General features: G+C 72.7%; 22 protein-coding genes. 11 read left to right on the top strand and 11 right to left on the bottom strand.

All coding sequences use genetic code 11. The annotated features are described in order from the left end of the window. Nucleotides 1–46: 46 nt before the first annotated feature. Complete coding sequence (locus DFJ67_RS07875; RefSeq protein WP_116067275.1) at nt 47–769, bottom strand: DUF2470 domain-containing protein; 723 nt, start codon at nt 767–769, stop codon at nt 47–49. Between the two features lie 145 nt (nt 770–914). Here DFJ67_RS07875 and DFJ67_RS07870 point away from each other — a divergent pair, with 145 nt between their 5' ends. The 3 genes from DFJ67_RS07870 to DFJ67_RS07860 all read left to right on the top strand — a co-directional run bounded on the left by DFJ67_RS07870 (nt 915) and on the right by DFJ67_RS07860 (nt 3,912). Next, nucleotides 915–1,787, top strand: a complete 873-nt coding sequence (locus DFJ67_RS07870) for a S1C family serine protease (protein WP_116067274.1) — start codon at nt 915–917, stop codon at nt 1,785–1,787. Between the two features lie 275 nt (nt 1,788–2,062). Continuing rightward, nucleotides 2,063–3,271 (top strand): sensor histidine kinase, encoded by a 1,209-nt coding sequence (locus tag DFJ67_RS07865; protein ID WP_239097509.1) that lies wholly within the window; start codon nt 2,063–2,065, stop codon nt 3,269–3,271. Then, nucleotides 3,268–3,912 (top strand): response regulator, encoded by a 645-nt coding sequence (locus DFJ67_RS07860; RefSeq protein WP_116067272.1) that lies wholly within the window; start codon nt 3,268–3,270, stop codon nt 3,910–3,912. The genes DFJ67_RS07865 and DFJ67_RS07860 overlap by 4 nt, the downstream gene beginning before the upstream one ends. Nucleotides 3,913–4,965: 1,053 nt before the next feature. On the opposite strand, the gene DFJ67_RS07855 is transcribed toward DFJ67_RS07860, so the two are convergent. Then, on the bottom strand, nt 4,966–5,886 hold the full coding sequence (locus tag DFJ67_RS07855) for an NAD-dependent epimerase/dehydratase family protein (RefSeq protein ID WP_116067271.1): 921 nt from the start codon (nt 5,884–5,886) through the stop codon (nt 4,966–4,968). A gap of 113 nt (nt 5,887–5,999) precedes the next feature. Here DFJ67_RS07855 and DFJ67_RS07850 point away from each other — a divergent pair, with 113 nt between their 5' ends. After that, entirely contained in the window at nt 6,000–6,689 is a 690-nt protein-coding gene (locus tag DFJ67_RS07850; protein WP_116067270.1) for a TetR/AcrR family transcriptional regulator, read from the top strand. Here the strand turns inward: DFJ67_RS07850 and DFJ67_RS07845 are convergent. Continuing rightward, complete coding sequence (locus tag DFJ67_RS07845) at nt 6,679–7,161, bottom strand: GbsR/MarR family transcriptional regulator (RefSeq protein ID WP_116075837.1); 483 nt, start codon at nt 7,159–7,161, stop codon at nt 6,679–6,681. The genes DFJ67_RS07850 and DFJ67_RS07845 overlap by 11 nt on opposite strands. 107 nt (nt 7,162–7,268) lie before the next feature. On the opposite strand from DFJ67_RS07845, the gene DFJ67_RS07840 reads away from it, so the two are divergent. Further along, nucleotides 7,269–8,171, top strand: a complete 903-nt coding sequence (locus tag DFJ67_RS07840; protein ID WP_116067269.1) for an ABC transporter ATP-binding protein — start codon at nt 7,269–7,271, stop codon at nt 8,169–8,171. Further along, the gene (locus DFJ67_RS07835) at nt 8,168–9,757 is read left to right on the top strand and encodes an ABC transporter permease (protein ID WP_116067268.1); all 1,590 of its coding nucleotides are present in this window, start codon (nt 8,168–8,170) and stop codon (nt 9,755–9,757) included. The genes DFJ67_RS07840 and DFJ67_RS07835 overlap by 4 nt, the downstream gene beginning before the upstream one ends. A 317-nt stretch (nt 9,758–10,074) precedes the next feature. Here DFJ67_RS07835 and DFJ67_RS07830 read toward each other — a convergent pair whose 3' ends face one another. Then, nucleotides 10,075–10,755, bottom strand: a complete 681-nt coding sequence (locus tag DFJ67_RS07830; RefSeq protein ID WP_116067267.1) for a TetR/AcrR family transcriptional regulator — start codon at nt 10,753–10,755, stop codon at nt 10,075–10,077. Nucleotides 10,756–10,820: 65 nt separating this feature from the next. On the opposite strand from DFJ67_RS07830, the gene DFJ67_RS07825 reads away from it, so the two are divergent. After that, the gene (locus DFJ67_RS07825) at nt 10,821–11,771 is read left to right on the top strand and encodes an SDR family oxidoreductase (protein ID WP_116067266.1); all 951 of its coding nucleotides are present in this window, start codon (nt 10,821–10,823) and stop codon (nt 11,769–11,771) included. A gap of 250 nt (nt 11,772–12,021) precedes the next feature. Here DFJ67_RS07825 and DFJ67_RS07815 read toward each other — a convergent pair whose 3' ends face one another. Genes DFJ67_RS07815 through DFJ67_RS07805 form a run of 3 tightly spaced genes read right to left on the bottom strand, consistent with a single transcriptional unit; the run spans nt 12,022 to nt 15,530 of the window. Beyond that, nucleotides 12,022–12,318, bottom strand: a complete 297-nt coding sequence (locus tag DFJ67_RS07815; RefSeq protein WP_116067264.1) for an STAS domain-containing protein — start codon at nt 12,316–12,318, stop codon at nt 12,022–12,024. Nucleotides 12,319–12,375: 57 nt separating this feature from the next. Further along, complete coding sequence (locus DFJ67_RS07810; RefSeq protein WP_116067263.1) at nt 12,376–14,760, bottom strand: ABC transporter permease; 2,385 nt, start codon at nt 14,758–14,760, stop codon at nt 12,376–12,378. Further along, a complete protein-coding gene (locus DFJ67_RS07805) occupies nt 14,760–15,530 on the bottom strand; it encodes an ABC transporter ATP-binding protein (protein ID WP_116067262.1) in 771 nt (256 codons plus the stop codon). Before DFJ67_RS07805 ends, DFJ67_RS07810 begins: the two co-directional genes overlap by 1 nt. Nucleotides 15,531–15,639: 109 nt before the next feature. On the opposite strand from DFJ67_RS07805, the gene DFJ67_RS07800 reads away from it, so the two are divergent. Then, the gene (locus DFJ67_RS07800; RefSeq protein ID WP_116067261.1) at nt 15,640–16,887 is read left to right on the top strand and encodes a sensor histidine kinase; all 1,248 of its coding nucleotides are present in this window, start codon (nt 15,640–15,642) and stop codon (nt 16,885–16,887) included. Then, nucleotides 16,875–17,519 (top strand): response regulator transcription factor, encoded by a 645-nt coding sequence (locus tag DFJ67_RS07795; RefSeq protein ID WP_116067260.1) that lies wholly within the window; start codon nt 16,875–16,877, stop codon nt 17,517–17,519. Before DFJ67_RS07800 ends, DFJ67_RS07795 begins: the two co-directional genes overlap by 13 nt. Here DFJ67_RS07795 and DFJ67_RS07790 read toward each other — a convergent pair. Next, nucleotides 17,516–18,340 (bottom strand): LysR family transcriptional regulator, encoded by an 825-nt coding sequence (locus DFJ67_RS07790; RefSeq protein ID WP_116075835.1) that lies wholly within the window; start codon nt 18,338–18,340, stop codon nt 17,516–17,518. The genes DFJ67_RS07795 and DFJ67_RS07790 overlap by 4 nt on opposite strands. A 105-nt stretch (nt 18,341–18,445) precedes the next feature. Between DFJ67_RS07790 and DFJ67_RS07785 the strand changes: the two genes are divergently transcribed. After that, nucleotides 18,446–19,171: an SDR family NAD(P)-dependent oxidoreductase gene (locus DFJ67_RS07785; RefSeq protein ID WP_116075832.1), complete on the top strand. Its 726-nt coding sequence runs from the start codon at nt 18,446–18,448 to the stop codon at nt 19,169–19,171. Between the two features lie 4 nt (nt 19,172–19,175). Here DFJ67_RS07785 and DFJ67_RS07780 read toward each other — a convergent pair whose 3' ends face one another. Beyond that, nucleotides 19,176–21,242: an alpha-galactosidase gene (locus DFJ67_RS07780; protein WP_116075827.1), complete on the bottom strand. Its 2,067-nt coding sequence runs from the start codon at nt 21,240–21,242 to the stop codon at nt 19,176–19,178. 60 nt (nt 21,243–21,302) lie between these two features. On the opposite strand from DFJ67_RS07780, the gene DFJ67_RS07775 reads away from it, so the two are divergent. Then, complete coding sequence (locus tag DFJ67_RS07775) at nt 21,303–21,842, top strand: DUF4240 domain-containing protein (RefSeq protein ID WP_239097508.1); 540 nt, start codon at nt 21,303–21,305, stop codon at nt 21,840–21,842. Here the strand turns inward: DFJ67_RS07775 and DFJ67_RS07770 are convergent. Beyond that, nucleotides 21,839–23,143 carry an MFS transporter gene (locus tag DFJ67_RS07770; protein WP_116067258.1) on the bottom strand — a complete coding sequence of 435 codons (1,305 nt, stop codon included), beginning with the start codon at nt 23,141–23,143 and terminating at the stop codon, nt 21,839–21,841. The two genes, DFJ67_RS07775 and DFJ67_RS07770, sit on opposite strands and share 4 nt — an antisense overlap. Further along, nucleotides 23,140–23,727 carry a class I SAM-dependent methyltransferase gene (locus DFJ67_RS07765; RefSeq protein WP_116067257.1) on the bottom strand — a complete coding sequence of 196 codons (588 nt, stop codon included), beginning with the start codon at nt 23,725–23,727 and terminating at the stop codon, nt 23,140–23,142. Before DFJ67_RS07765 ends, DFJ67_RS07770 begins: the two co-directional genes overlap by 4 nt. Nucleotides 23,728–23,763: the final 36 nt, after the last annotated feature.

Genomic DNA, 23,763 nt, shown 5'->3' with positions numbered 1-23,763 from the left:
CACATTGTCGGGGATCTCCGCTGCCGGTGCACCATTCGGGTTCGACTCAGCGCGCCGGGACCCCGCTCGCCGCCAGAAGCGCGTGCATGAGGTGACTCAACTCGCAGACCGAGCCGACCGGCCGCTCGAAGCCCAGCCGCAGTCGCGGGCCGGGCGTCCCGCGGTGCGCCGAGCCGACGGTCAGCCCGTAGCGGTCGAGCCGCATCGCCCGGCACTCCGGCGGCGCCGGCCGGTGGCAGACCCGCTCGACCAGGGCGGCGAGTTGGTCGAGGTGATGGTCGTTGAGGTCGGTGAGGAGCCGGCCCTCGTCCGCGGCCAGCGGGTCGGGTGTGGCGGCGGTGAACTCGGCCGGGTCGATCTCGACCAGCCGCCGGCCGTTGGCCAGCCGCACCTCGGTCGGGGTGATCCGGAACAGCTCGTGCCCGCGCCCGACGTCGAGCAGGTCACCGAGCGGCTGCACCTGCGCGTAGGCGTCGGCGGCGGCGCGGGCGCTCTTATCGGTCAGCCGCTGGGCAGTGCCGGTCAGCCAGAGCCGGCCGCGGCTGGGCGCGCACGGCACCGGCGGCACGTCGTCGACGCTGAGCACCATCGGCCCCGGCGCCAACGCGGCCACCAGGTCGGCGCCGAGGCCGGTGAGCAGCAGGGGAAAGCCATCGGCGGGCGTGGCGTGGCGGACCTTGGCCCGGCCGGGGTAGCCGCGCACATGCGCCACACCCTCCAGCCGTCCGCTCGCGAGCGTGCGCGCCACCTCTGCCGCAGTCGGCCGCATGGTGTCCTCCTCCGGAACGTCTGTCCGGATCAACTTAAGTTAGGCTCACCTAATTAACAAGCTCATCCGAACGGACGAGGTGGCATTCAGGAAAGTCCCAGTCCACCCCCAGGCACGGGGAAGATATGCGAGTCAGGGTGGATACATGACCGATTTGCTGAGCCGCACCGATCCGTACGCGTCCACCTGGCCGCACCAGCCGACCGCGGCCGGTCCGACCGGTCCCGGCGGGCCGACCCCGCCCTGGGGCCACGGCAGTTACCCCGGCGGCGCACCCAACGGCCCGCGCCGCGGCCACCGCGTCGCGATCGCAGCGGGCGCCCTCGCGCTGGTCCTCGGCGGCGGCGTCGCCGGCGGCGTGATCGGCGCGCAGACCAACCAGCCGGCCGCCAGCTCCACTGCGTCGGCGACCGCGGCTTCCAACGTCTCGACCGAGTCGGCGACCCTGTCCGCGGTGGCCGCCAAGACCTCGCCCAGCGTCGTCACCATCATGGTCCCGATCGCCGGCGGCACCGCCGAGGGCTCCGGCGTGATCGTCGACGGTTCGGGCCGCATCATCACCAACAACCACGTGGTCGACGAGGCCACCGGCGGCGCGACCGTGCAACTCTCCGACGGCCGGTCGGTGCCCGCGCAGATCCTGCGTACCGACCCGACCCACGACCTGGCACTGCTCCAGGTCAACGCGTCCGGCCTGACCCCGGCGACGCTGGGCGACAGCAACAGCGTCCAGGTCGGCGACACGGTGCTCGCCTTCGGCAGCCCGCTGGGCCTGAGCGGCACCGTCACCTCGGGCATCGTCTCCGCGCTCAACCGCGACGCCCAGGACCTCAACCTCTCCAACCTGATCCAGACCGACGCGCCGATCAACTCCGGCAACTCGGGCGGCCCGCTGGTCGACGCGGCCGGGCAGGTCATCGCCATCAACGTCGCCAACGCCTCGACCAGCCAGGGCGGCGGCAGCATCGGCATCGGCTTCGCGATCCCGATCGACACGGCACAGTCGATCCTGAGCTGACGCGGTTCCCTTGCTCTGCTGCCATATACGCAGCACCCCCGATGCCGGGTGAGGCGTATATGGCGGCAGAGCAAACGCGCTCCGCGCCTTTGCTCTGCACCCCTGTGGACACCACCCGGCAGTACGGCCGGTGCCTACAGGGGTGCAGAGCAAGCGCGTGTAGCGCGTTTGCTCTGCACCCCTGTAGGAAGCACCTGGCAGTCCGGCCGCTTCCCACAGGGGTGCAGAGCAAGCGCGCGTGGCGCGTTTGCTCGCCGGCCGGGACAATCGGCCGGGTGACCCGCGTCCTGGCACCGCTGGTTCGGGGATCGACCTACCGGCGCGGTGTGTATCTGCTGCTCGGCGCCGTGATCGTGCTGCCCTACGCGCTGCTCACCATCGTCTTCGTCAGCATGCTGACCAGCGACGACGTGCCGAAGCTGGCCACCTGGCCGCTCCTGCTCATCGGTCTGGTGATCGCGGTGACTCCGGCGTTCCTCGGCGGCACCCGAGCAGTCGAGATCGTCGCCGCCCGCGGCCTGCTCGGCGTGGACCTGCCCGACCCCACCGGGCGCGCTGATCGCGAGACGACCCTGCGCGGGGCGCTCTGGTTCGGCCTCCACCTGGCCTTCGGCGGCCTGGTCGGCGTCGCCCTGGTCACCGCCGTGCCGATGGCGCTCGTCTTCGTACTCCAATGGTTCGCTGGCAGTGGCCTCAGTCGCGACGACCTTCCGCTCGGCGACTGGAACCCCGCCGCGCTCATGGCAACCGGCATCGTTCTACTGGTCCTGCTCGCCTACGCCGTCGCCGGCCTCGGCGCGCTCGCCGCGCAACTCGCCCCGACCCTGCTCGGCCCGTCGCAGGCGCAGCGGATCGCCGCGCTCGAAGCGCACGCCGGCCACCTTGTCGAGCGCAACCGCCTCGCCCGTGAACTGCATGACTCGGTTGGCCACGCGTTGACCGTCACCACGCTCCAGGCGGCCGCCGCACAGCGGGCGCTGCACGACCCCGAGTTGGTCAAGCGGGCGCTGGTCGCGATCGAGGAGACCGGCCGATCGGCGATGGAAGACCTCGATCACGTGCTTGGCCTGCTCCGCGCCGCTGAGCGGATCGACCGGCCCGGGCCGCAGCGAACCCTGGCCGACGTCGACCGGGTGGTCGCCGACGTCACCGGCGCCGGGCTCACCGTGACGCTGACCCGCGAGGGTCCGATCGCGACGGTGCCGGCGGCCGTCTCCCGGGAGGGCTACCGGATCGTGCAGGAGGCGCTGACCAACGCGGTCCGGCACGCCGGCCCGGTGCCGGTTACCGTGCACATCGCGGTGGTCGACCGGTCGCTGCGGATCGACGTCGCCAACCCGGTGACCCGGGAAGGCCATGACCCGAGCGGGCGTGGGCTCGCCGGCATGCGGGAGCGGGTCGACGTTCTCGGCGGGCGGATGACCGCCGGACCCGCTGACGGGCGGTTCACGGTCGCGGTGCGGCTGCCGACAGGAGGCTCATGACAACGAGGGTGCTGATCGTCGACGACGACGCGCTGGTACGCGTCGGCCTGCGCACGATCGTCGACGCCGAGCCCGACCTCGAGGTGGTGGCCGAAGCCGGCGACGGTGCCGAGGTGCCGCCGCTGGTCGCAAGGCACCGGCCCGATGTCGTGCTGATGGACGTGCGGATGCCCGACGTCGACGGCATCCAGGCGACCCGGCACCTGCTGACCACCGCGGCCGTGCCACCGCGGGTGATCGTGGTGACCACCTTCGAGAACGATGACTACGTCTACGACGCGCTGCGCGCCGGTGCCAGCGGGTTCCTGCTCAAGCGGGCCCGGCCGGCCGAGGTCGTCGACGCCATCCGGGTGGTCGCGCGCGGCGACTCGCTGCTGTTTCCCGCCGCCATCCGCCGGCTGGTCGCGGCCCGCGGTGGCAGCGGCGGCCAGGCCACCGCCCGGCTCACCGCGCGCGAGGCCGAGGTGCTCAAGCTGATGGCCGCCGGACTGTCCAATGCGGAGATCGCCGAGCAGCTGGTGGTCGGCGGGGAGACGGTCAAGACCCACGTGGGCAATGTGCTCGCGAAGCTCGGCGCCCGCGATCGCGTGCAAGCGGTCATCACGGCGTACGAGTCGGGCTTCGTCACCCCGGCCGGCTGAGCACAAGGCTCCCCCGCGCGAGGGAGGCGGTCCACCCCGCACGGGGAGGTTTGCCGGCCAGCGCCACGCGAGCGTGAGAGGCATGACGAACTCACGATCCTGGGCCGGTTACCTGGCCGCCGCATGGGCGCTGAGCTATGGAGTCGTCGCCGCGGTCTGGGCGGTGACCGGCGACGGCTTCCCCTACGGCGCCAACAACGACGACCTTATGCACCCACTGCGCGCGGTGCCCGTCGACACCGGCGCGGCCGTCTTCGCGGTCGTGCTGCTGGGCGCCGGCGTGCTGGCGCTGGCCACCGCGAGCCGGCAGCCGGCCCGTCCACCGAGACCGGTGCGCCAAGCAATGCTTGCCCTCGGCTGGGCGGTGGTGGCCGCGCTGGTCATCCTGATACCCGGCGCGCACATCCTGGCCGTCGCCGGCTACACCCCGATGCTGCTCATCGGCGCGCCGTTCGGCTGGCCGAGCGAGATCGACTACGGCGTGATCTTCAACTGGACGACCGCCAACGAGGTGTGGGCGATCCTCGGCGGCCTGCTTCTTGCCCGCGCCCTGCTGACCTGGCAGCGCCGCACGGCTGAGACGGGGCCCGGAAAGATCCCAGGAAACTGGGTGACCTACGTCGCGGCGGCCATCCCGGCCGTCTACGCGGTGACCCGGCTGGCCTGGGCGGCCGGCATCTCGCTCGGCACGGATATCCGGATGTTCGAGGACTCCGACGCGGCCCTGGCGGCCACCGGTCTCGGCAGCTTCGCGCTGGTCGGCACCTGGCTGACCATCGGGCTGGTGCGGCCGTGGGGCGAACGGTTCCCGCGCTGGATGATCGGCCTGGCCGGCCGGCGGGTGCCGGTGTGGCTGGCCACGGTGCCCGCCGCGGCGGTCGCGGTCGCGGTGGGTGGGGCGAGCGCCAGCTTCCTCTCCGACGGACCGATGCTGGAGCGCATCGCCGACCTGGACGTGGCCGTGCTGCCGATGGTGCTCTGGCCACTGTGGAGTGTCACGCTGTTGCTCGCCGCCTACGCCTACCATCGCCGCCGCACCGCGCCGGGCGCGGATCAGGCCGCGACCGGCTCGGCGGCCGGGATCGACGCCCGGATCGCCTCGTCGACGTCGGTCGCCGACAGCCCGAAGGTCGCCTCGGTCAAGCTGGCGTCGAGCACGAAGGGGCGCTCCCACTGATAGCTCATCTCGACGAACTCCCGGGTGCGGCGATCGAAGAGCCCAGCGGCTCGGACCGCCGCCTTCGGATAGCTGCGCAGCCGGGGCAGCTCGAACCCGCCGACCGTGGCCAGCCGCTCGACAGCCTGGCGCATGGTCATCGGCGCCGGTGAGGGCACGTGCCAGGCGCGGCCGAAGGCCCGCGGGTCGCGGCCGAGGGCGATGAGTGCCGCGGCCATGTCGCCGGTGTAGGTGAACGTGTGCGGGTTGTCGAGCGGGCCGGGCAGCCAGATCGTCTTGTTGGCGCGCAGGCCGGGCATGGCCATCTCGATGACCGAGTAGCGCGGGCTCAGGTAGTCGGAACCGCGCACCTCGGTGACCCCGCTGATCCGGCCGGTGCGGTGGGCCTCGACCGCGTCCTGCCACATCTTGACCCGGACCTGGCCCTTGACGGTCGGCGCGGCGAGCGGCATGTCTTCGGTCATCGGGCGGTCGACCGGGCCGTAGACGTAGAGGTTGCCGGTGATCACCAGGGGAGCGCCGCTGCTCTCAGCCGCGGCCAGCATCGCCTCGTGCATGGGTGGCCAGTCGGTCGGCCAGGTGTGGTACGGCGGGTTGGCGCAGTTGTAGATCGCGACCGCGCCCTGGCTCAGCCGGCTCAGCGTCGTGCTGTCGCTGGCGTCGGCGGCGACCCGCTCGATGTTGGGGTGGACCGGGCCACTGCCGCTGCGGGTGATCAATCGGACCTGTTCACCGGCCTCGGCGAGCTGGCGCGCGGTGCTGCTGCCGACGGCTCCGGCTCCGACGATGACGTGCATGGGGTGCCTCCAGCGAATTCGATTGGGAGAGCAGTGCTCTCTGTTGAGAGCAATGTTCCACGGATCAGCGCGCACTGTCAAGAGCAGTGCTCTCGGTGTGAGACACTGTTCTCGTGAAAGCGACTTCGATGCGGGCCCGGCTGCGGGCGGAGATGACCGACGAGATCAAGGCGATCGCCCGGCGGCACCTGGCGACCGACGGCGCCAACCTCTCGCTCCGCGCGGTCGCGCGTGACCTGGGCGTGGTGTCGTCAGCGATCTACCGCTATTTCCCGAGCCGCGACGACCTGCTCACCGCGCTGATCCTCGACGCTTACAACGCGCTCGGCGGGTCGGTCGAGGCGGCCGAGGGTGCGGTCGACCGGGCCGACCTGGGTGGGCGTTTTCTCGCCATCTGCCACGCGGTCCGCGACTGGGCATTGACCAACCCGCACGAGTACGCGTTGATCTACGGCAGCCCGGTCCCCGGGTATGCGGCCCCGACCGACACGGTGTCGGCGGCCACCCGCGCGGTGAGGGTGCTGGGCGGGGTGATCGAAGACGCCGCTCGTGCCGGGTTGCTGCGCGACGACGACGACCTTCCGCCCGAGGCGGTCGACGACATCACCCGGATCCGCGCCACGATCGCGCCGAGCGCTCCACTCGGGGTGCTGGATCGGGCGTTCGGCACCTGGCTCCAGCTCTTCGGTTTTGTCGGCTTCGAGCTGTTCGGCCAGCTCGACAACGTCGTCACCGCACGGGCTCCGCTCTTCGACCACCAGATGCGCGCCCAGGCGGTCTACATCGGACTGCCTACTCCTTGAGCGTCTCGCGATATTTCACGTAGCGCTCCAGCAGGGCGCCGAGTTCGCTCTGGATGAAGCCGTAGAAGTCGCCCATCCCCGCGATCCGGTCGCCGGCCGGGGTGTCCCGGCCGCCCGCCGCGGCGACGCCGCCCTCGGCGAGCTTGGCGATCTGCGTGAACAGGGTGCCCTTGATGATCGAGCCCATATACCAGGCGTCATCCGGCAGCGCGTAGCGGTCGCGCCGTGAACCGGGCACCGCCGATCGCTCGACCAGACCGAGGTGTTGGAGGTAGCGCACCGACTGCGAGACGGCGGCGGGGCTGATCTCCAGCCCGTCGCTGAGTTCCTTGGCGGTCAGCGCACCGCTGTCGGACGCCATCAGTTGCATCAGCACGCGAGCCGCCATCCGGGGAAATCCCCAGTCGGCGTAGAGCCGGGCCATGTCCTCGACGTACTGCCGCAGAGCGGTCTCGTCGCGGTCTCCAGTCATGTCGCGCACCTCCCTCACTACATCTTGCCCGTACGTGATCTATCTTGACGCGCTCTTGACGCGAATGAAACTTCACAACTTTGTGAAGCAAGTGTAGCTTCAAAATTATGGAGAACGTCATTTCGGTCAATGGGCTCGTCAAGAGCTTCGGCCGGACCCGCGCCCTCGACGGACTCGATCTCGAGGTGCGCCGGGGAGAGGTGCACGGCTTTCTCGGCCCCAACGGGGCGGGCAAGTCGACCGCCATCCGGGTGCTGCTCGGCCTGCTCAGGGCCGATTCTGGCACCACAACACTCTTCGGGGGAGACCCCTGGCGCGACGCGGTGACGCTGCACCGCCGCCTCGCCTACGTGCCCGGCGACGTGACGCTGTGGCCCAACCTCACCGGCGGCGAGGTCATCGACCTGCTCGGCCGGCTCCGCGGCGGCCTCGACACCAAGCGGCGCGACGAGCTGATCGAGCGCTTCGAGCTCGACCCGCGCAAGAAGGGCCGCACCTACTCGAAGGGCAACCGGCAGAAGGTCGCGCTGGTCGCCGCGCTGGCCTCCGACGCAGAGCTGCTCGTGCTCGACGAGCCCACCTCGGGCCTCGACCCGCTGATGGAGTCGGTCTTCCAGGCCTGCGTCAACGACGAGCGCGGCGCCGGCCGCACGGTGCTGCTGTCGAGCCACATCCTGGCCGAGGCCGAGGCGCTCTGCGACCGGGTGAGCATCATCCGGGCCGGCCGCACCGTCGAGACCGGCACGCTCACCGAGCTGCGGCACCTGACCCGGACCGCGATCCACGCCGAGCTGGCCGGCTCGCCCAACGGCCTCGGTTCGCTGCCCGGCGTGCACGATCTGGTCGTCGAGGGCGAGCGGGTGCGGTTCCAGGTCGACAACGCCGAGCTCGACACCGTGCTGCGCGCGCTGACCACGGTCGGGGTGCGCGGCCTGACCAGCCAGCCGCCGACGCTGGAGGAGCTGTTCCTCCGCCACTACCAAAAAGAAGCAGAAGAGGTTGTACGGTGACCGGCACCTGGCACCTCTTCCGCTTCGCCCTGCGCCGTGACCGCGTCGTCCTCCCACTGTGGACGATCCTGCTCGGGCTGTTCCCCGGCCTGGTCGCGAGCAGCTTCGCCAGCCTCTACCCCGACCCGGCCGAGCTGGCGAAGTTCGCCGCGTCGATGTCGAACCCGTCGCTGACCGCGGTCTACGGCCCGATCTGGGCGCCCAACCTGGGCGGCCTGACCGCGTGGCGGTCCAGCATCGTGCTGCTGATCGTCGCGCTGGCCACCGCGTTCACCGTCATCCGGCACACCCGCGCCGAAGAGGAGCAGGGCCGCCGCGAGCTGCTCGGCGCGACCGTGATCGGCCGCGAGGCCGGACTGGCCGCCGCTATGCTGGTCGCACTGCTGGCCTCGGTCGTGGTCGGCGGGCTGACCGCCCTCGGCACGGCCGCCGCGGGCGCCGGCGGCCCCGGCGCCGTCGCGCTGGGCCTGCAATATTTCCTGGCCTGCCTGCTCTTCGGCGCGATCGCCGCGGTCGTCGCCCAGATCACCCAGGGCGCCCGCACGGCACGCTGGATCGCCGGCGCGGTGCTGATCGGCTCCCTGCTACTCCGGATGCTCGGCGACGCAGGCGGCGACCTCAACTCGCCCCTGTCCTGGATCTCGCCGATCGGCTTCCTGCAACGGCTGCGCCCGTTCGCCGACGAGCGCTGGTGGGTGGCCGGCGTCGTGTTGCTGGTCGTGCTGGTGCTGTCCGCGCTGGCGTACCGGCTGAATGCGGTGCGCGACCTCGACGCGGGTCTGATCGCGTCGCGGCCCGGACCGGCGCGGGCGCCGCGGACCCTGCTCTCCCCGCTCGGCCTGGCCTGGCGGTTGCAGCGGTCGACGCTGTTCGGCTGGCTGATCGGGTACGCCGTCCTCGGCCTCTTCCTGGGTTCGGCGACCAACGCTGCGGCTGATGCGGTCAAGGACAGCCCGGAACTGGCCGATGCGATCGCAAGGATCGGCAGCGGCACCTCGATCGGCGACATGGTCATCGCCACCGGCATGGCGATCATCGGCATCGGCGCGGCCGCCCAGGGCGTCCAGGCAGCGCTGCGGGCCCGCAGCGAGGAGAGCGCGCTGCGGGTCGAGCCGCTGCTGGCCGCGTCGGTCGGCCGCTTGCGCTGGGCCGGCGGGCACCTGCTGTTCGCGTTCTTCGGGCCGGCGCTCGGCCTGCTCGTGGCCGGCCTGTTCCTGGGCATCGGCTACGGCGCGGGTTCGGGGGAGGGCGCCGGCGCGATCGGCCGCGTGGTCGCCGCGGGCGCCGCACAGCTCCCGGCGGTCTGGTTCACCGTGGCGATCGTGGTGCTGCTGTTCGGCCTGCTGCCGCGAATGACCAGCCTCGGCTGGGCAGTCCTCGCGTTCTTCCTACTGCTCGGCCAGTTGGGCGCGATCCTGCAACTCAGCCAGTGGGCACTGGACCTGTCGCCGTTTACCCACCTGCCGGCTTTGCCCGGCGGCGAGGTGACCGCGACACCGTTGGTCTGGCTCGTCGCCCTCGCCGCGCTGCTGACGGCGGCCGGCCTTGCCGGCTTCCGCCGCCGCGACATCGCCAGCGGCGGCTAGAGAAGGGTCGGGCCGATCAAAGGCTCGGCGCCACGATCGGCAGGGCGAGGCCTCAGCCAGTCGTGCGGGGTGCCCCGTCAGGGCGCCCCGCACGACCTGGTTGGCCAGCCTTCGGCCGCGGCCGGCCTGGCGGCCTTTGCAGCGAACGGCGGTCGCCGGCGGTTGCCTACACGCGCGCGGTGTCCCCGGCGGTGGGCTCGGCTTGTGCGGGGTGGCCGGCGGTGGGCTCGGCTTGTGCGGGGTGGCCGGCGGTGGGCTCGGCTTGTGCGGGGTGGCCGGCGGTGGGCTCGGCTTATGGGGGGTGGCCGGCGGTGGCGTCAGCTCGCGCGGGGTGGCCGGGGCGGGTTGCTTCGGGTGACCTGGCCGACCAACTGGTTGGCCAAGCCCTCGGCGAGATGGGCGCGGAAGTCGGCCCAGTCGGGTGGCGCGCCCAGTTCGGCGGCGACCGTCGTGACGACCTCGGTTGGCCGCGAGTAGGGCCACAACCCCGCGATGATCACGAAGACCGCGCCGCCGAAGAAGGCCGCGCTCGCCGGGTCGAGGGCCGGCATCCGGTCGAGGACCAGCGCGGCGAGGCGGTCGTGGTTGGCCGAGGCCCGCCGCTTGAAGACGCGGGCGAAATCGATCGTGATGTTGCGCTCCAGGACGCCGGACATGGCCGCGATCAGCTCGCACAACAGGTCGCGGCCGTCGAGGGTGTCAGCGAGTTGCCTCGCGACCGCCTCCGCGTCGTCGGGCGGCACCTCCGCGAAAGCCACCTCGACCGCGTCCAGCCAGGCGATCCATTCCTGGTCGAGGACCTCCAGGAAGATCGCCTCGCGGGAGTCGAAATAGCGCAGCACGTTGGATTTGGCCAGGCCGACGCGGTCGGCCAGCTCGCGCAGGCTGATCTCCGCCACGCCGCGCTCGGCGAGCATCTCGCGCGCGGTGGCCAGGATCGCCGCCCGGCGGGCCTCGACCTGCTCGGGGCGGCGGGCGCGCTGGAAGGACGCGGTCACGGAGCGAACGATAGCAGACCGCTGGGCTCTTGTTAAAAGACCAGTGGGCTATTACCGTGGATCGCATGATTGATATCGCTGTTCCTGACCTGACCGGCAAGCTCGCCGTGGTGACCGGCGCCAACAGCGGCATCGGCTTCGGCCTGACCGCGCGGCTGGCGGCCGCCGGCGCCGAGGTCGTCCTCGCCGTTCGCAACGTCACCAAGGGCACCGACGCCATCGCCCGCATCCGCCGCCAGACTCCGGCCGCCCGGCTGAGCCTGGCCAGCCTCGACCTGGCCGACCTGGGCACGGTGGCGGCGCTCGGCGAGCGGCTGCGGGCCGCCGGCCGGCCGATCGACATCCTGATCAACAACGCCGGCATCATGACCCCGCCGCGGCGTGACGTGACCCGTGACGGGTTCGAGCTTCAGTTCGGCAGCAACTATCTGGGCCATTTCGCGCTGACCGGGCACCTGCTGCCGTTGCTGCGGCCCGGCGCCCGGGTGACCACGCTGAGCAGCCTGACCGCCCGTGGCGGCCGGATCGACTTCGCCGACCTACAGAGCGCGCGGTCCTATGGCCCGTCCCGCTCCTACGCGCAGTCCAAGCTGGCCACCCTGCTCTTCGCGCAGGAACTCGACCGCCGCTCCCGCCGGTTCGGCTGGGGCATCCTCAGCGACGCCGCCCACCCCGGCGCGACCGTCACCAACCTCCAGGTCACCGGCCCGACCCACGGCGGCCGCCGGCAACGGCTGACCTCGCTGGTCAACTCGCTCTCCTACCGGATCCCGGGGATGTGGCAGCAGGTCGACACCGGGATCTTGCCGGCGCTCTACGCGGCCACAAGCCCGGCCGCCGAGGGTGGCGGCTACTACGGACCGGCCGGCTTCGCCGAGTTGACCGGCGGCCCGGCGCCGGCCCGCCTGCCCCGCGCCGCAGCGGGCGAGGCGGGCCGGGAGACGGCCGCGCGGCTCTGGGTGGAGTCCGAGAAACTGACCGGCGTCAGCTACGCCGCCGCGCCGGCCCGGCGCTGAGGGCCGGCCCTGCGGGCGAGCGCAGCTACCGCTGCGCCGGCACGGTGCTGTGCGCCGGCCCTGCGGGCGAGCGCAGCTACCGCTGCGCCGGCACGGTGCTGTGCGCCGGCCCTGCGGGCGAGCGCAGCTACGGCTGCGCCGGCTCGGCGCTGTGCGCCGGCCCTGCGGGCGAGCGCAGCTACGGCTGCGCCGGCTCGGCGCTGTGCGCCGGCCCTGCGGGCGAGCGCACCTAACGCCGCCGCGCCGAGGCTCAGCGCCGCGGGTTGTCGAGGGGCACGACGGCGGCCAGCCCGGTCACGGTGAGGAGGGCGACCAGGCGTTCGTCGGCGCCTTCGACGCTGACCTCGCAGTCGTGCCGGCGGGCCGTCAGACAGAGTCGGGCCAGGGCCTCGACGGTCGACATGTCGGGGCAGGTGACCGCGCGCACGCAGACCACCACCCGCACCGGGCGGGGCAGGGCGGCGAGTCGCTCGCAGAGCGCCAGGACATCGCCGCGCCGGATGGTTGGGCCGAGCGTCAGCACGATTCGAGCGCTCGACGGCTGCATGCGCACCTCCGGCGGGGACGACGCCCTGCCCCACGAGGTCGTCGTCACCTCCAGACATCATCGCGGTTGCGCTCGGTGAAGCGCGCGGCGGGTGGCCAGCAGCGCCGCACCGAGCGCCAGGACCGCGCAGACCGCGACCACCACGCCGACCTCGAGCCAGGGCACCACCAGACGCACGTCGACGCCGGTCTGGCCGGCCAGCGCGGCGCGGATGCCGAGCAGGGCGGGCAGCGCGACCAGCCCGCCGATCACCGTGCCGAACAGCACCACGATCCCGGTCTCCGCGCCGACCATGCGCAGGATCTGCCGGTTGGTCGCCCCGGTCAGCCGGAGCACCCGGAAGTCGCGGCGCCGGTCACCGGTCGCCATCACCAGCGTGTTGGCCACCGCGATGCTCGTGTATCCGACCGACATCCCGACCATCACCAGCACGAAGAGCCACACCAGTTGGTCCTCGTCGTCGTCCGACGAGTAGGTCAACGGGTCCTGGACCAGCGCGCCGAACCGGGCGACGGCGTCGCGCACGGCGGCCGGCGGTGCGCCGCGCACGTACGCCGTCAGTGTCAGCGCCGATGGGTCGTGTGCCCGGACCAGGTCGCGCGGCAGCAGCAGCGGAGTGGTGAGCGTGCCCGGCTCGACCGACGCCGCCACCCGCAGCGGCACCACCGCGCCGTCGGCGAAGGTGAGCCGCAGCGTGTCGCCCGCCTTCCAGCGGGGGTCGGCGACGACCGCCGTGTCGCCGGTCAGCGCCGAGGCGTCGCCGCGCACCGGGACCGCGCCCGGAACGACACCGAGAGCGTCGTACGGCAGATCGCCGACAAAGACCGATGTGGACAGTCCGGCGAACACGGTGCCGGGGATCGCCGCCACCGCGGCGTCGGAAAGGCCGGGCGTGCCCTCGGCGGTGACCACCGTGTCGACGCCGAGCGCCCGGGCGTCTTCGCCACCGAACGCCGGCGACATCGTCTTGACCATGCCGAGGATCAGCATCGCGAAGCCGACGGTCAGCAGCACCGGCCCGGCGGTCGCCGCAGTGCGCCGGACCGCCGCCCCGGCGCTCTCCCGCACCACCTCGCCGGTCGCCGAGCGGCGCAACGGCAGCGTCAACGCCCGCAGGGCCGGCGGGATCAGCACCGGTGCCAGCAGCGTGATGCCCACGATCAGGGTCAGCGCGGAGAAGATCGCGGTGGTCAGGGCCGAGCCGTCGTCGACCGCCGGAGTGAGCACCGCGAGCGCGAGCCCCGCCACCCCGAACAGGCCGCCGAACAGCCACCTCGACAGCGTCATCGCGCGCCGGTCGACGGCGGCCTCGCGCAGCGCCTCCATCGGCCGCACCTTTGCCGCCCGGCGGGCCGTGGCCCAGGCGCCCGCGACGGCGACCACGATCCCGGTCAGCACCGCCGGGCCGACGGCGAGCAGCGACGGGCTGGGCGCGAAACCGGCCGGCTCCAAGTCGGCCCGCACCAGCAGGTCGCCGAACCAGGGCGCCGCGAGCACCCCGAGCACCGCACCCACCGCCGCGGAGACCACCCCGATGACCAGGGCCTCGCCGAGCAGCAGGCGCCGGGTCTGCCGCGGCGTCGCGCCGATCGCGCGCAGCAGGGCCAGCTCGCGGCGGCGCTGGTAGGCGTTGAGCGCCGCGGTCGACGCCATCACGAACACGGTGGCGAACGCCGCCAGCAACACCATCACGGTGATGAGTTGGGTGCCCAGCCAGCGGGTGCGGCCGACCGCCTCGGGCTCCAGGGCGGTGCGCGCGTCGCCGGACAGCACGGTGCCGGCGGCGCCGACCCGAACGCGAGCCGCGGCCGCCACGGCACCGGGGTCGGCACCGGGCGACAACACCAGACCGATCGCGGGTACGCCGGGTGCGAGCGCCGCAGCGGCCGAATCGGCGACGTAGATCCCGGGGCCGTCGACCGTGCCGGTCACCCGCCACTGCTGTGGTCCGGTCGCGGTCAGCACCGTCGCGGTCGCGCCGGGCGGGATGCCGTAGCCCGCGTCCAGGACCACCTCGCCGGCGGCGGTCGGTGCCGCGCCGGCCACGAGCCGGTAGGGCGCCAACGCCGCCGTCGACCAGGCGTGCCCGATCGGGTCGCCGGCCGGCGGGTCACCGACGGGGTGGCCGCCGTGCACCAGTTGGGCGTAGAACGAGCGGTCCGGCACCGCCGCCGCGACGCCCGGCACGCCGCGCAGCGCTCCGGCCAACTCCTCGGCGCGCGCGGACGCCCAGGGAACGTATTCGACGAAGGAGTCAGCGTCGGAAGCGCCGGCCGGTGCCTGCACGACCACCGCCGCGCCGGCCAACCGCTCCGGCACCGCCGGCTGGGCGGAGACGAACACGACCAGCGCCGCGGTGAGCACCCCGACGCCCAACGTCAGCGCCACGAACGAACCGACGAATCCCGTCCACCGGTCGCGGACCGTCGACCACGCGAGCATCACGCCTCCAGCCGGGCCATGCGGGCCGCCACGTCGGCGGCGAAACCGGTGTCGCCGGCCCGGCCGGGACCGGTCAGCTCGTCGACCAGGTGGCCGTCGGCGAGGAACAGGACGCGGTCGGCGTACGCCGCGGCAAGTGGATCGTGGGTGACCATCACGACCGTCTGGCCGTGCTCGTGCACGGCGCCCCGGAGCAACCCGAGCACCTGGTGCGAGGAGCGCAGGTCGAGCGCACCGGTCGGTTCGTCGGCGAACACCACCGCCGGCCGGGTGACCAGCGCGCGGGCGATCGCGACGCGCTGCTGCTGCCCGCCGGAGAGCTCGCTCGGCCGGTGCCCGCCACGATCGGCCAGCCCCACCGATGCGAGCGCCACGGCGACCGCCGAGGGGGAGGGCCGACGGCCGGCGAGCCGCAGCGGCAATGCCACGTTCTGCGCCGCGGTGAGCGCGGAGACCAGGTTGAACTCCTGGAAGACGAAGCCGATCAGCTCCCGCCGCAAGGTCGTCAGCCGGTGCTCGGAGAGGCCGGCCAGGTCGGTGCCGCCGACCGAGACCGTGCCGTGCGTGGGCCGGTCGAGCCCGGCGGCGCAATGCAGGAGCGTCGACTTGCCCGAGCCGGACGGTCCCATCACCGCCGTGAAGCTGCCGCTGCGGAAGCTGACGGAAACCCCGTCGAGGGCGGTCACCTCAGCGTCGCCGGTGCCGTACGTGCGCCGGACGGACCGGAGCGTGACCGCCTCGGCCTGCTGCACACCTGTCGTGATCGTCATGCGTTCCAGCCAACCGGCGGCGGCCCGCCGGCACAGGGGTGCGGAGGCGAGAACCGGGGGTATACCTGGGACTACCGTCGCCCGCGAAACCGCCGGGTACGGTCGGCGGGTGACCCCTCGGACCGCCTTCCAGGCCGTGAGTGAGAGCCCGCTGGGCTTCCTCGCGTCGTCCTGGCCGTGGCGGTCGGTCGCCTACCTGATCTCCGGCGTGCTGCTCGGCGCGCTGACCGCCGGGGTGCTGATCGGCCTGCTGCTGGCCGGCGCGTTGTTGGCCGTCGCGCTGGTCGGCCTCGTCGCGTTCCTGGCCGTCGCGCTCTCGGGCGTCGCGGTGGGCCGGTTCGAGCGGTGGCGGCTGAGGCTGATCGACCCGGACCCGCTGCCCGACCCGCACCGCCGGCCCGAGCGCGCCGGCCGGGTGGCCTGGGTGCGCACCCGGCTGCGCGAGCCGGCCACCTGGCGCGAGCTGGGCTACACAGTGGTCTCGCTGGGCGCCCTGTGGTGGATCGACGCGCTGATGCTCGGCCTGGTGCTCGGGATTCCCATCTCGCTGATGGTCACCCCGCTCTTCGAACTGCAGGACCAGTCCAACGCGTTCTTCCCGAAGATCCTCTACACCGTGGCCGGGCTCGCGCTGCTACCGTTCGCCGCCTACCCGGTGACGGTCTGGGCGGCCGCCCGCGGTGCGCTGGCCCGGGCCATCCTCGCGCCGCGCGACGCCGAACTCGGCGCCCAACTCGTCGAGGTGAGCCGGTCGCGGGCCCGGCTGGTCGACGCGTTCGACGTCGAGCGCCGGCGGATCGAGCGCGACCTGCACGACGGCGCACAGCAGCGGCTGGTCGCCCTGAGCATGGCGATCGGGCTGGCCCGGCTCGAGGTGGCCGACGGCTCCACGGCCGCCAAGCACCTGACGGCGGCGCAGGACGAGGCCGAGCGGGCGCACGCCGAATTGCGCGAGCTGATCCGCGGCGTACACCCTCAGGTGTTGACCGATCGTGGCCTGCCGGCGTCGGTCACCGATCTGGCCGACCGCTCCCCGGTGCCGGTGCGGGTCGATGTCGAGCTGCCCCGGCGGCTCCCGGCACCGGTCGAGGTGACCGCGCACTTCGTGGTCAGCGAGGCGCTGACCAACGTGGCCCGGCACAGTGGCGCGAGCGGCGCGACCGTGCACGCCCGGTTGCACGTCGACACCCTGGTGCTGGAGGTACGCGACGACGGCGCCGGCGGTGCCGACCTGGCCGGCGGGACGGGCCTGGCCGGGCTTGCCGACCGGGTCGCGGCGGCCGGCGGGAGGCTGTTGCTGTCCAGCCCGCCCGGCGGTCCGACGCTGGTCCGGGCGGAGCTGCCGTGCTCCGGATAGTCGTCGCCGAAGACGCCGTGCTGCTGCGCGAGGGTCTGGTCGGGATCGTCGAGCGGTTCGGCCACCAGGTGGTCGCCGCGGTCGGCGATGCCGCGGCGTTGACCACGGCCGTCGCGCACGAGCGGCCCGACGTGGTGCTGACCGACGTGCGGATGCCGCCCGCTTTCACCGACGAGGGGTTGCGGGCGGCGGTCGCGCTGCGGGCGGCGTACCCCGGAATGCCGGTGTTGGTGCTCAGCCAATACGTGCAGCCGACGTACGCCGCGGAACTGCTCGACAGCGGCGGTGGCCGCGGCGTCGGTTATCTGCTCAAGCACCGGGTGGGCCGGGTCGAGGAGTTCATGGACGCGCTCGTGCGGGTCGCGAACGGCGGTGCGGCGGTCGACCCGGAGGTGGTGGCCCAGCTCCTCGGCCGGCGCCGGGACCCGCTGACCCGGCTGACGCCGCGCGAGCGGGAGGTGCTCGGCCTGATCGCCGAGGGCCGCTCCAACGCGGCGATCGCCCGGGCGCTGGTCGTCTCCGAAGCGGCGGTGGCCAAGCACATCGCGAGCATCCTGCTCAAGCTCGACCTGCCGCCGGCCGCCGACGACCACCGCCGCGTCCTGGCCGTGCTGGCCTACCTCAGGGGCTAGAGGCTTTGTGCGGTGCGAACGAGGTCGGCGACGGCCTTGGATCGGCTGTGTGGTGGCCAGGCGATGACGGTCGTGACCGCCGGTGCGTCCGGCACCGGCACGATGGCGTGATCGTCGCCTAGCTGGGCTCGGAGCGACTCGGGCATGACCGCGCAGGCCCGGCCGAGCGTGATGAGCTGGGTGAGCTGGGTATGGTCGCGCACCTGTGGGCCGGGGCCGTCCGGATAACTTCCATCCCGTCGAGGCCAGCGCGGCAGGGGCAGGCCGGTCAGGGTGTTGACCTCGGCCATCGACAGGTGGGGTCGGTCGGCGAGCGGGTGCCCCGCGGGCAGGACCACGACCTGCCGCTCGGTGTGCAGGTCTTCGGTGTCGAATCCGGCCGTCGTGTCGTAGGGCCGGTGGAGCAGAGCGACGTCGGCACGCCCGTTGCGGAGCAATCTTTCCGGTTCGCCAGGCCCGCACAGGACCACGTCGACTGCGTCAACGTAGGCGTCCAGCAGCTTCGACAACAGTTCGCGGGATGCCCCTGCCTTGGTGGCCAGCACCACACCGGGCCGGTCGGCAGCGGCGCGGCGGGTGCGGTGCTCGGCGGCTTCGACCGCTTCGAGGGCGAGCCGGGCCTCGCGCAGGAGCACCGACCCGGCCTCGGTCAACGTGACCCCCCGAGCAGTGCGGTGCAGCAGAACGACTCCGAGACGCCGTTCGAGCTGCTGGATCGCCCGGGACAGCGGTGGCTGCGCCATCGCGAGCCGTTGTGCCGCCCGCCCGAAGTGCGACTCTTCTGCGACGGCGACGAAGTATCGCAACTCCCGGGTCTCCACGGCGCCATCGTAGGCACCGCCGACCAGGGGCAATACCGGTGCGGTATCGCCGTCCACCCGATCGGTCTTGGACGCCCCACTTGAGTCCGCAACATGATCAACGGCATGAGTGATCGGACGATCGCGCTGGTGACCGGCGCGAACAAGGGAATCGGGTACGAGATCGCGGCGGGCCTGGGGGCACTCGGCTGGCGCGTCTGCGTGGGCGCGCGGGATCGACAACGCCGCGAGACCGCGGTGGAGAAGCTGCGCGCGGCCGGGACCGACGCCTTCGGCGTGCCCCTCGACGTCGACGACGACGCGAGTGTCGCCGCCGCGGCCGAGCTGATCGCCGACCATGCCGGCGGGCTCGACGTTTTGGTCAACAACGCCGCGACCACCGGCGGTATGCCGCAGACGCCCACCACGGTCGATCCCGCGACCGTGCGCGCTGTCGTGGAAACCAACGTGATCGGCGTCATCCGGGTCACCAACGCGATGCTGCCCATGTTGCGCGGCTCGGCAGCACCGCGAATCGTCAACATGTCGAGCAGCGTGGGCTCGTTCGCCCTGCAAACCACGCCCGGCATCGACATGGGCCCGGTTCCGGCCGCGTATCTGGCGTCGAAGACCTTCCTCAACGCCCTCACCGTCCAATACGGCAAGGGACTGAGCGACACCAACATCCTGATCAACTGCGGCTGCCCCGGTTTCACGGCTACCGACCTCAATGGCTTCCGGGGCGCCCGGACACCACAACAGGGTGCGGCGATCGCGATTCACCTCGCGACCCTGCCCGACGACGGACCGACCGGCGGATTCTTCGACGACGCCGGAACAGTGCCCTGGTGACGGGCTAGTGGCTCGGCCTTACCTCGAAGACGATGGCCTGCTCAGGACGCAGTGGTGGCACCTGGATGCCGACCGTCGCCAGTGCCCGGCCGGTCAGGGTCGCGCCGGCGGCCTCCTCGCCCCAGCAGCGGGTCACCTCGTAGCGGCGGTCGGCGGCGAGGCCGGGCAGCCTGACCCGGCGCGGGCGCAGCTCGGCCGGGTTGTCGAGTTGCGCGTAGACGAAGACCGCGGCGTCGTCGGTGACCACACCGTCGACGTCACCGTGCACCGGACGACCATTGTGGAGGACAGGACGGAGTCGCTTGTAGAGCGTCGCCCACTCGGTGAGCGACTCGAGTTCGGCCTCGGTGCAGGTGCTGACGTCCCACTCGATGCCGGCGTGGCCGAACAGTGCTGTCGCGCAGCGGAACGCCAGGCCGGCGCTGCGCCCGGTGGTGTGCGCGGGGCTCGGGCCGACGTGGCTGCCCATCAGCTCGGGCGGCAGCAACAGGCCGGTCCAGCGCTGGATCTGCTGCCGGTCGAGGGCGTCGTTGGAGTCGGAGGTCCAGACCCGGTCGGTGCGGGCCAGGATGCCGAGGTCGATCCGGCCGCCGCCGGACGCGCACGACTCGATCTCCAGGCCCGGGTGGGCCTCGCGGAGCCGGTCGAGCAGCCGGTAGACGGCCGCGGTCTGCCGGTGCACGCCGGCCACGCCGTCGCGGGCCGCCTCCAGCAGGTCGCGATTGTGGTCCCACTTGAGATAGTCGAGGCGGTATTCGGTGACCAGCGCGTCGATCCGGGTGAAGAGGTAGTCGGCGACCTCCGGCCGGGCCACGTCTAGGACCTGCTGATGCCGCCACGGCCGGGGCAACCGGTGCTCTGTGGCCAAGATCCATTCCGGGTGGGCGCGGGCCAGGTCGGAGTCGGGGTTGACCATCTCCGGCTCGAACCAGAGGCCGAACCGCATGCCGCGGGCCCGGACGTGGTCGACCAGTGGGTGCAGTCCCTCGGGCCAGACAGCGGGGTCGACGATCCAGTCACCGAGGCCAGCCGTGTCGTCGCGGCGCCCCGGGAACCAGCCGTCGTCGAGCACGAACCGCTCCACACCCACCCGGGCGGCGAGGTCGGCGAGTGCGGTGAGGCGGTCGAGGTCGTGGTCGAAGTAGACGGCTTCCCAGACGTTGAGGGTCAGCGGCCGCGGGCTCCGCGGGTGGCTCGGCCGGTCGCGGACCATCCGGTGCAGGCGGCCGCTCAGCCCGTCGAGCCCCTGGTCTGACCAGGCGAAGTAGGCGGTGGGCGTGGCATAGGTCTCGCCCGGACCGAGGCGGACCTCGCCGGGCTCCAGCAACTCGCCGCCGCCCAGCACAGCGGTGGCGCCGGAGATACGCTCGGCGTATTCCTCGTGCCCGCCGCTCCATCCGATGTGGACGGCCCAGGCTTCGCCGGCGGCGAAACCGAACCCGTCGGTCCCGGCGATGAGCAGCGGTGTCGCGTCGTGGCCGGTGCGACCGCGGCGGCTTTCCCGGGCGTGGGTGCCGTTGCCGAGCGGGCGCCGCTGCGGTTGCCGCTCCAACCCCCAGCGCCCGGTGAAGTCGAGCACCTCGGTGGCCCGGTCCGGCAGCGGCAGCAGGGCGCGCAGCGCGGCGACGCTGAACTCGTCGGCGCCGGTGTTGGTGAGCGTGTGCCGCACCTGGAGCACGCCGTGCGGGTCTAGCCGGATCTCGGCGCGCACCCGCACGCCGGCCGTCTCGTCGACGCCCTCGGCGACCACCTCGTCGGCGCTCACCCGCACCGCGCCGTCGCGGGCGAGCCGCAGGTAGGGCCAGCGTCCGGCGCGGTCGCCGGTGACGCCCGGGCGGCCGGCCCAGCCGTCCCACTGGGTCGGCAGCAACGGCATGCCGCCAACCGGCTGGAGCGGCCCGTCTGCGGCGGAGGCGACGTCGCCGCCCGCGGCCGCGACCAGCGCGCGCAGGTCGGCTTCGTCGAGCGGCCCGGGGTCGGCGCCCCAGTGCAGCACGCGGGGCAGGCCGGGGCCGGAGACATCGAGGATCACGGCCGCGCCCGCGGCGGCCAGCACGACGGGCTCGGTCATCGGCATAGCGTACGGTGCTCGTCGGCCGCGGGGCACGGCCCGGTTATGGAGGGTCGCGCTGTGAACGAAGAGGGCTTCTGGCAGATCGTCGACGAGTGCCGCCTGGCAGCCGGACCCGACACCGAACGCGTAGCCCAGTTGATCCTGCGGCGCCTGCGTGCTCTGAGCGAGCAGGAGATCCTGGACTACGAGGAGCTGTGGTTCCGCGCGCAGGACGAGGCCTTCACCTGGCCGATCAGGAACGCGGCGAGCCTGCTCTTCGGTGGCGTCGACGACGAAGACTTCATGCTGGTGCAGGACTGGATCGTCTCCCACGGGCGAGCCGTGCTGGAGCGGGTCAAGACGGATCCGGATCGGCTGGTCGAGCTGATGGCCGACCGGCACAACGCCCGGATCGACTGGTTCTGCGGGCTGCCCGTCGAAGCCCACATCGCCCGGTTGGGCTGCCCGCCAGCGATGGATGACCGGCCCGGCCCGGCGGAACTCGCCGGCGCGGCGATCGACCTCACCGACGAGCGCGAAGTGCGGCGTTGTTTCCCGCGGATCGCCGGGTATCTCGACGCCAACAGGTGGATCACCCGGCCCTGGAGTGATGACTAGCGAGGGGCGGCGGCCTCAGCGGTGGGCTGATCCGCCTCCGGCGTCGGGAGCGGAGCGCCGGTGGTGGTCACCGCGGTGTCGGTCGGGGTGTGTTGGGCGCGGGCCAGGGCCAGGAACGGCAGGGCGAAAGCGGAGATGACGCCGCTGACCACATAGGACGCGGGGTAGCTCCAGACGTCGGCGACGCGGCCCAGGACGGGTTGGGCGACCACGCCGCCGGTCGAGCTCATCAGCGAGTCGAAGGACAGGATCGTGGCCCGCTGGCGCGACGGGATCAGGCCGTTGAGGAAGGCCTGGCGGATCGGCATCGTCGCCGAGTTGAGCAGCCCCCAGACCACGATCAGGGCCAGCACCACCCAGAAGCTGGCGACCAGGCCCATCAGCAGGACCACGGCGACGCTGACCACCTGAGCCACGATCAGAGCCGAGGTGCGGCGGCGGAACAGCGACCGGACCCAGGTGGCCAGGAAGCCGCCGGCGATCTGCGAGCCGGCCAGGATCGCCGCGACCAGGCCGGCCACGCCGTAGGCGTGTGGGTCGCCGTAGAGCTTGAGCAGGTAGGGCTGGAGCGCGTAGAAGACGTAGACGCCGACGCCGCCGAAGAACGGGGCCGCCAGCATCAGGTAGCGCACGGTCGGGACGCGCAGGCCGTAGTCGACCGAGTCGCGGACGATGCGGCGGATCTCGGCGAGCGGGCGGCCGCCGCGGTCGGGGGTGAAGCCGATGTCGCGCATCACGACGGCGGCCACCACGAACATCACCACCAGCACGCCGGCCCGGACCACGAACGGGACGCCGAGGTTGGTGAGCTGGGCCAGGTAGCCGCCGGCGACCGAGCCGGTCAGCATCGCCACGCCGGAGAACACCTGGGCCCGGCCGAAGACCGCGTCGAGTTGGCCGTCGAAGCCGGTCGCCGTCAGCGCGTCGACCAGCCAGGCCTCGGTGGCGCCGGAGAAGAACGTGAAGCCCAGGCCGAGCAGCGCGGAGACCACCGCCCACTGCCAGAACGGCGCTTCGAGGTGCCAGAGCAGCACGTAGAGCGCGGTGGTGACGGCCAGCGTGAGCGTGCCGAGCAGGAACGAGGCGCGCCGGCCGCGCAGGTCGGCGACGATGCCGGTGGGCACCTCGAAGAGCACCATGCCGGCGGTGAAGAACGCGTTGGCGGCGAACGCCTCGAGGTTGTTGAGCCCGGCGTCGAGCAGGAAGATCGTGTTGATGCCCCAGATCAGCGACGCGGCGAGCGTGTTGCCGACGGTGAGGACGTAGTAGATCCGCTTGATCGAGGCCGGGGTCGCGGTCATGCCGGCGGCCGCTCCGCGCGGACCAGCGTGTCGATCGCGTCGGGCTTGCCGGCCACCGGGCGGCGCACCCGCTCGGCGCGGCGCACCCGCAGGTCACCGAGCGTGGCGACGATGCCGTCGACCGACCAGAGCCGCTCGAGGTCTTGCGGCCCGCCGGTGCCCTCGGTGAGGTTGGTCGCGTCGTGCCCGACCAGCAGCAGGGTGCCGCCCGGCGCGACCGCCGCGACGGCCCGGGCCAGCACCGGCTCCCACAGCGCCGGCGGCACCTGGAGGTAGGCGATCAGCACCAGGTCGGCCGCCGCCGGGGTGTAGTCGGTGAGGTCGGCGTGCACCCACTCGACGTCGAGCGCGCGCGCCTCGGCGATCTGCCGGCCCTTGTCGAGCGCCACCGCGGAGAAGTCGACCGCGGTCACCCGCCAGCCCAGGCTGGCCAGCCAGAGCGCGTTGCGGCCCTCACCCGCGGCCAGGTCGATCGCGCTGCCCGGCGGCAGGTCGGCCAACTCGGCGGCGACGAACTGGTTGGGGTCGGCGCTCCAGACCAGGTCGGCCTCGGCGTATCTGCGGTCCCACGAATCGGCGTCCATCGCCGCTAAAGCTATCCCGCTGGTCCGACAATAAAT

Origin of the sequence: Asanoa ferruginea, from assembly GCF_003387075.1 — a bacterium.
Taxonomy (GTDB): domain Bacteria; phylum Actinomycetota; class Actinomycetes; order Mycobacteriales; family Micromonosporaceae; genus Asanoa; species Asanoa ferruginea.
The sequence above is the reverse complement of the archived record's forward strand: the minus strand, read 5'-3'. Positions and strand labels throughout refer to the sequence as shown.

Excerpts from the sequence above, each read along its gene's own strand:
- DFJ67_RS07785 (WP_116075832.1), top strand. The coding sequence starts at position 18,446 with ATGAGTGATCGGACGATCGCGCTGGTGACCGGCGCGAACAAGGGAATC.
- DFJ67_RS07770 (WP_116067258.1), bottom strand. The coding sequence starts at position 23,143 with ATGACCGCGACCCCGGCCTCGATCAAGCGGATCTACTACGTCCTCACC.
- DFJ67_RS07810 (WP_116067263.1), bottom strand. The coding sequence starts at position 14,760 with ATGCTCGCGTGGTCGACGGTCCGCGACCGGTGGACGGGATTCGTCGGT.
- DFJ67_RS07855 (WP_116067271.1), bottom strand. The coding sequence starts at position 5,886 with ATGCACGTCATCGTCGGAGCCGGAGCCGTCGGCAGCAGCACCGCGCGC.
- DFJ67_RS07860 (WP_116067272.1), top strand. The coding sequence starts at position 3,268 with ATGACAACGAGGGTGCTGATCGTCGACGACGACGCGCTGGTACGCGTC.
- DFJ67_RS07805 (WP_116067262.1), bottom strand. The coding sequence starts at position 15,530 with ATGACGATCACGACAGGTGTGCAGCAGGCCGAGGCGGTCACGCTCCGG.
- DFJ67_RS07780 (WP_116075827.1), bottom strand. The coding sequence starts at position 21,242 with ATGACCGAGCCCGTCGTGCTGGCCGCCGCGGGCGCGGCCGTGATCCTC.
- DFJ67_RS07765 (WP_116067257.1), bottom strand. The coding sequence starts at position 23,727 with ATGGACGCCGATTCGTGGGACCGCAGATACGCCGAGGCCGACCTGGTC.
- DFJ67_RS07840 (WP_116067269.1), top strand. The coding sequence starts at position 7,269 with ATGGAGAACGTCATTTCGGTCAATGGGCTCGTCAAGAGCTTCGGCCGG.
- DFJ67_RS07815 (WP_116067264.1), bottom strand. The coding sequence starts at position 12,318 with ATGCAGCCGTCGAGCGCTCGAATCGTGCTGACGCTCGGCCCAACCATC.
- DFJ67_RS07870 (WP_116067274.1), top strand. The coding sequence starts at position 915 with ATGACCGATTTGCTGAGCCGCACCGATCCGTACGCGTCCACCTGGCCG.
- DFJ67_RS07875 (WP_116067275.1), bottom strand. The coding sequence starts at position 769 with ATGCGGCCGACTGCGGCAGAGGTGGCGCGCACGCTCGCGAGCGGACGG.
- DFJ67_RS07845 (WP_116075837.1), bottom strand. The coding sequence starts at position 7,161 with ATGACTGGAGACCGCGACGAGACCGCTCTGCGGCAGTACGTCGAGGAC.
- DFJ67_RS07825 (WP_116067266.1), top strand. The coding sequence starts at position 10,821 with ATGATTGATATCGCTGTTCCTGACCTGACCGGCAAGCTCGCCGTGGTG.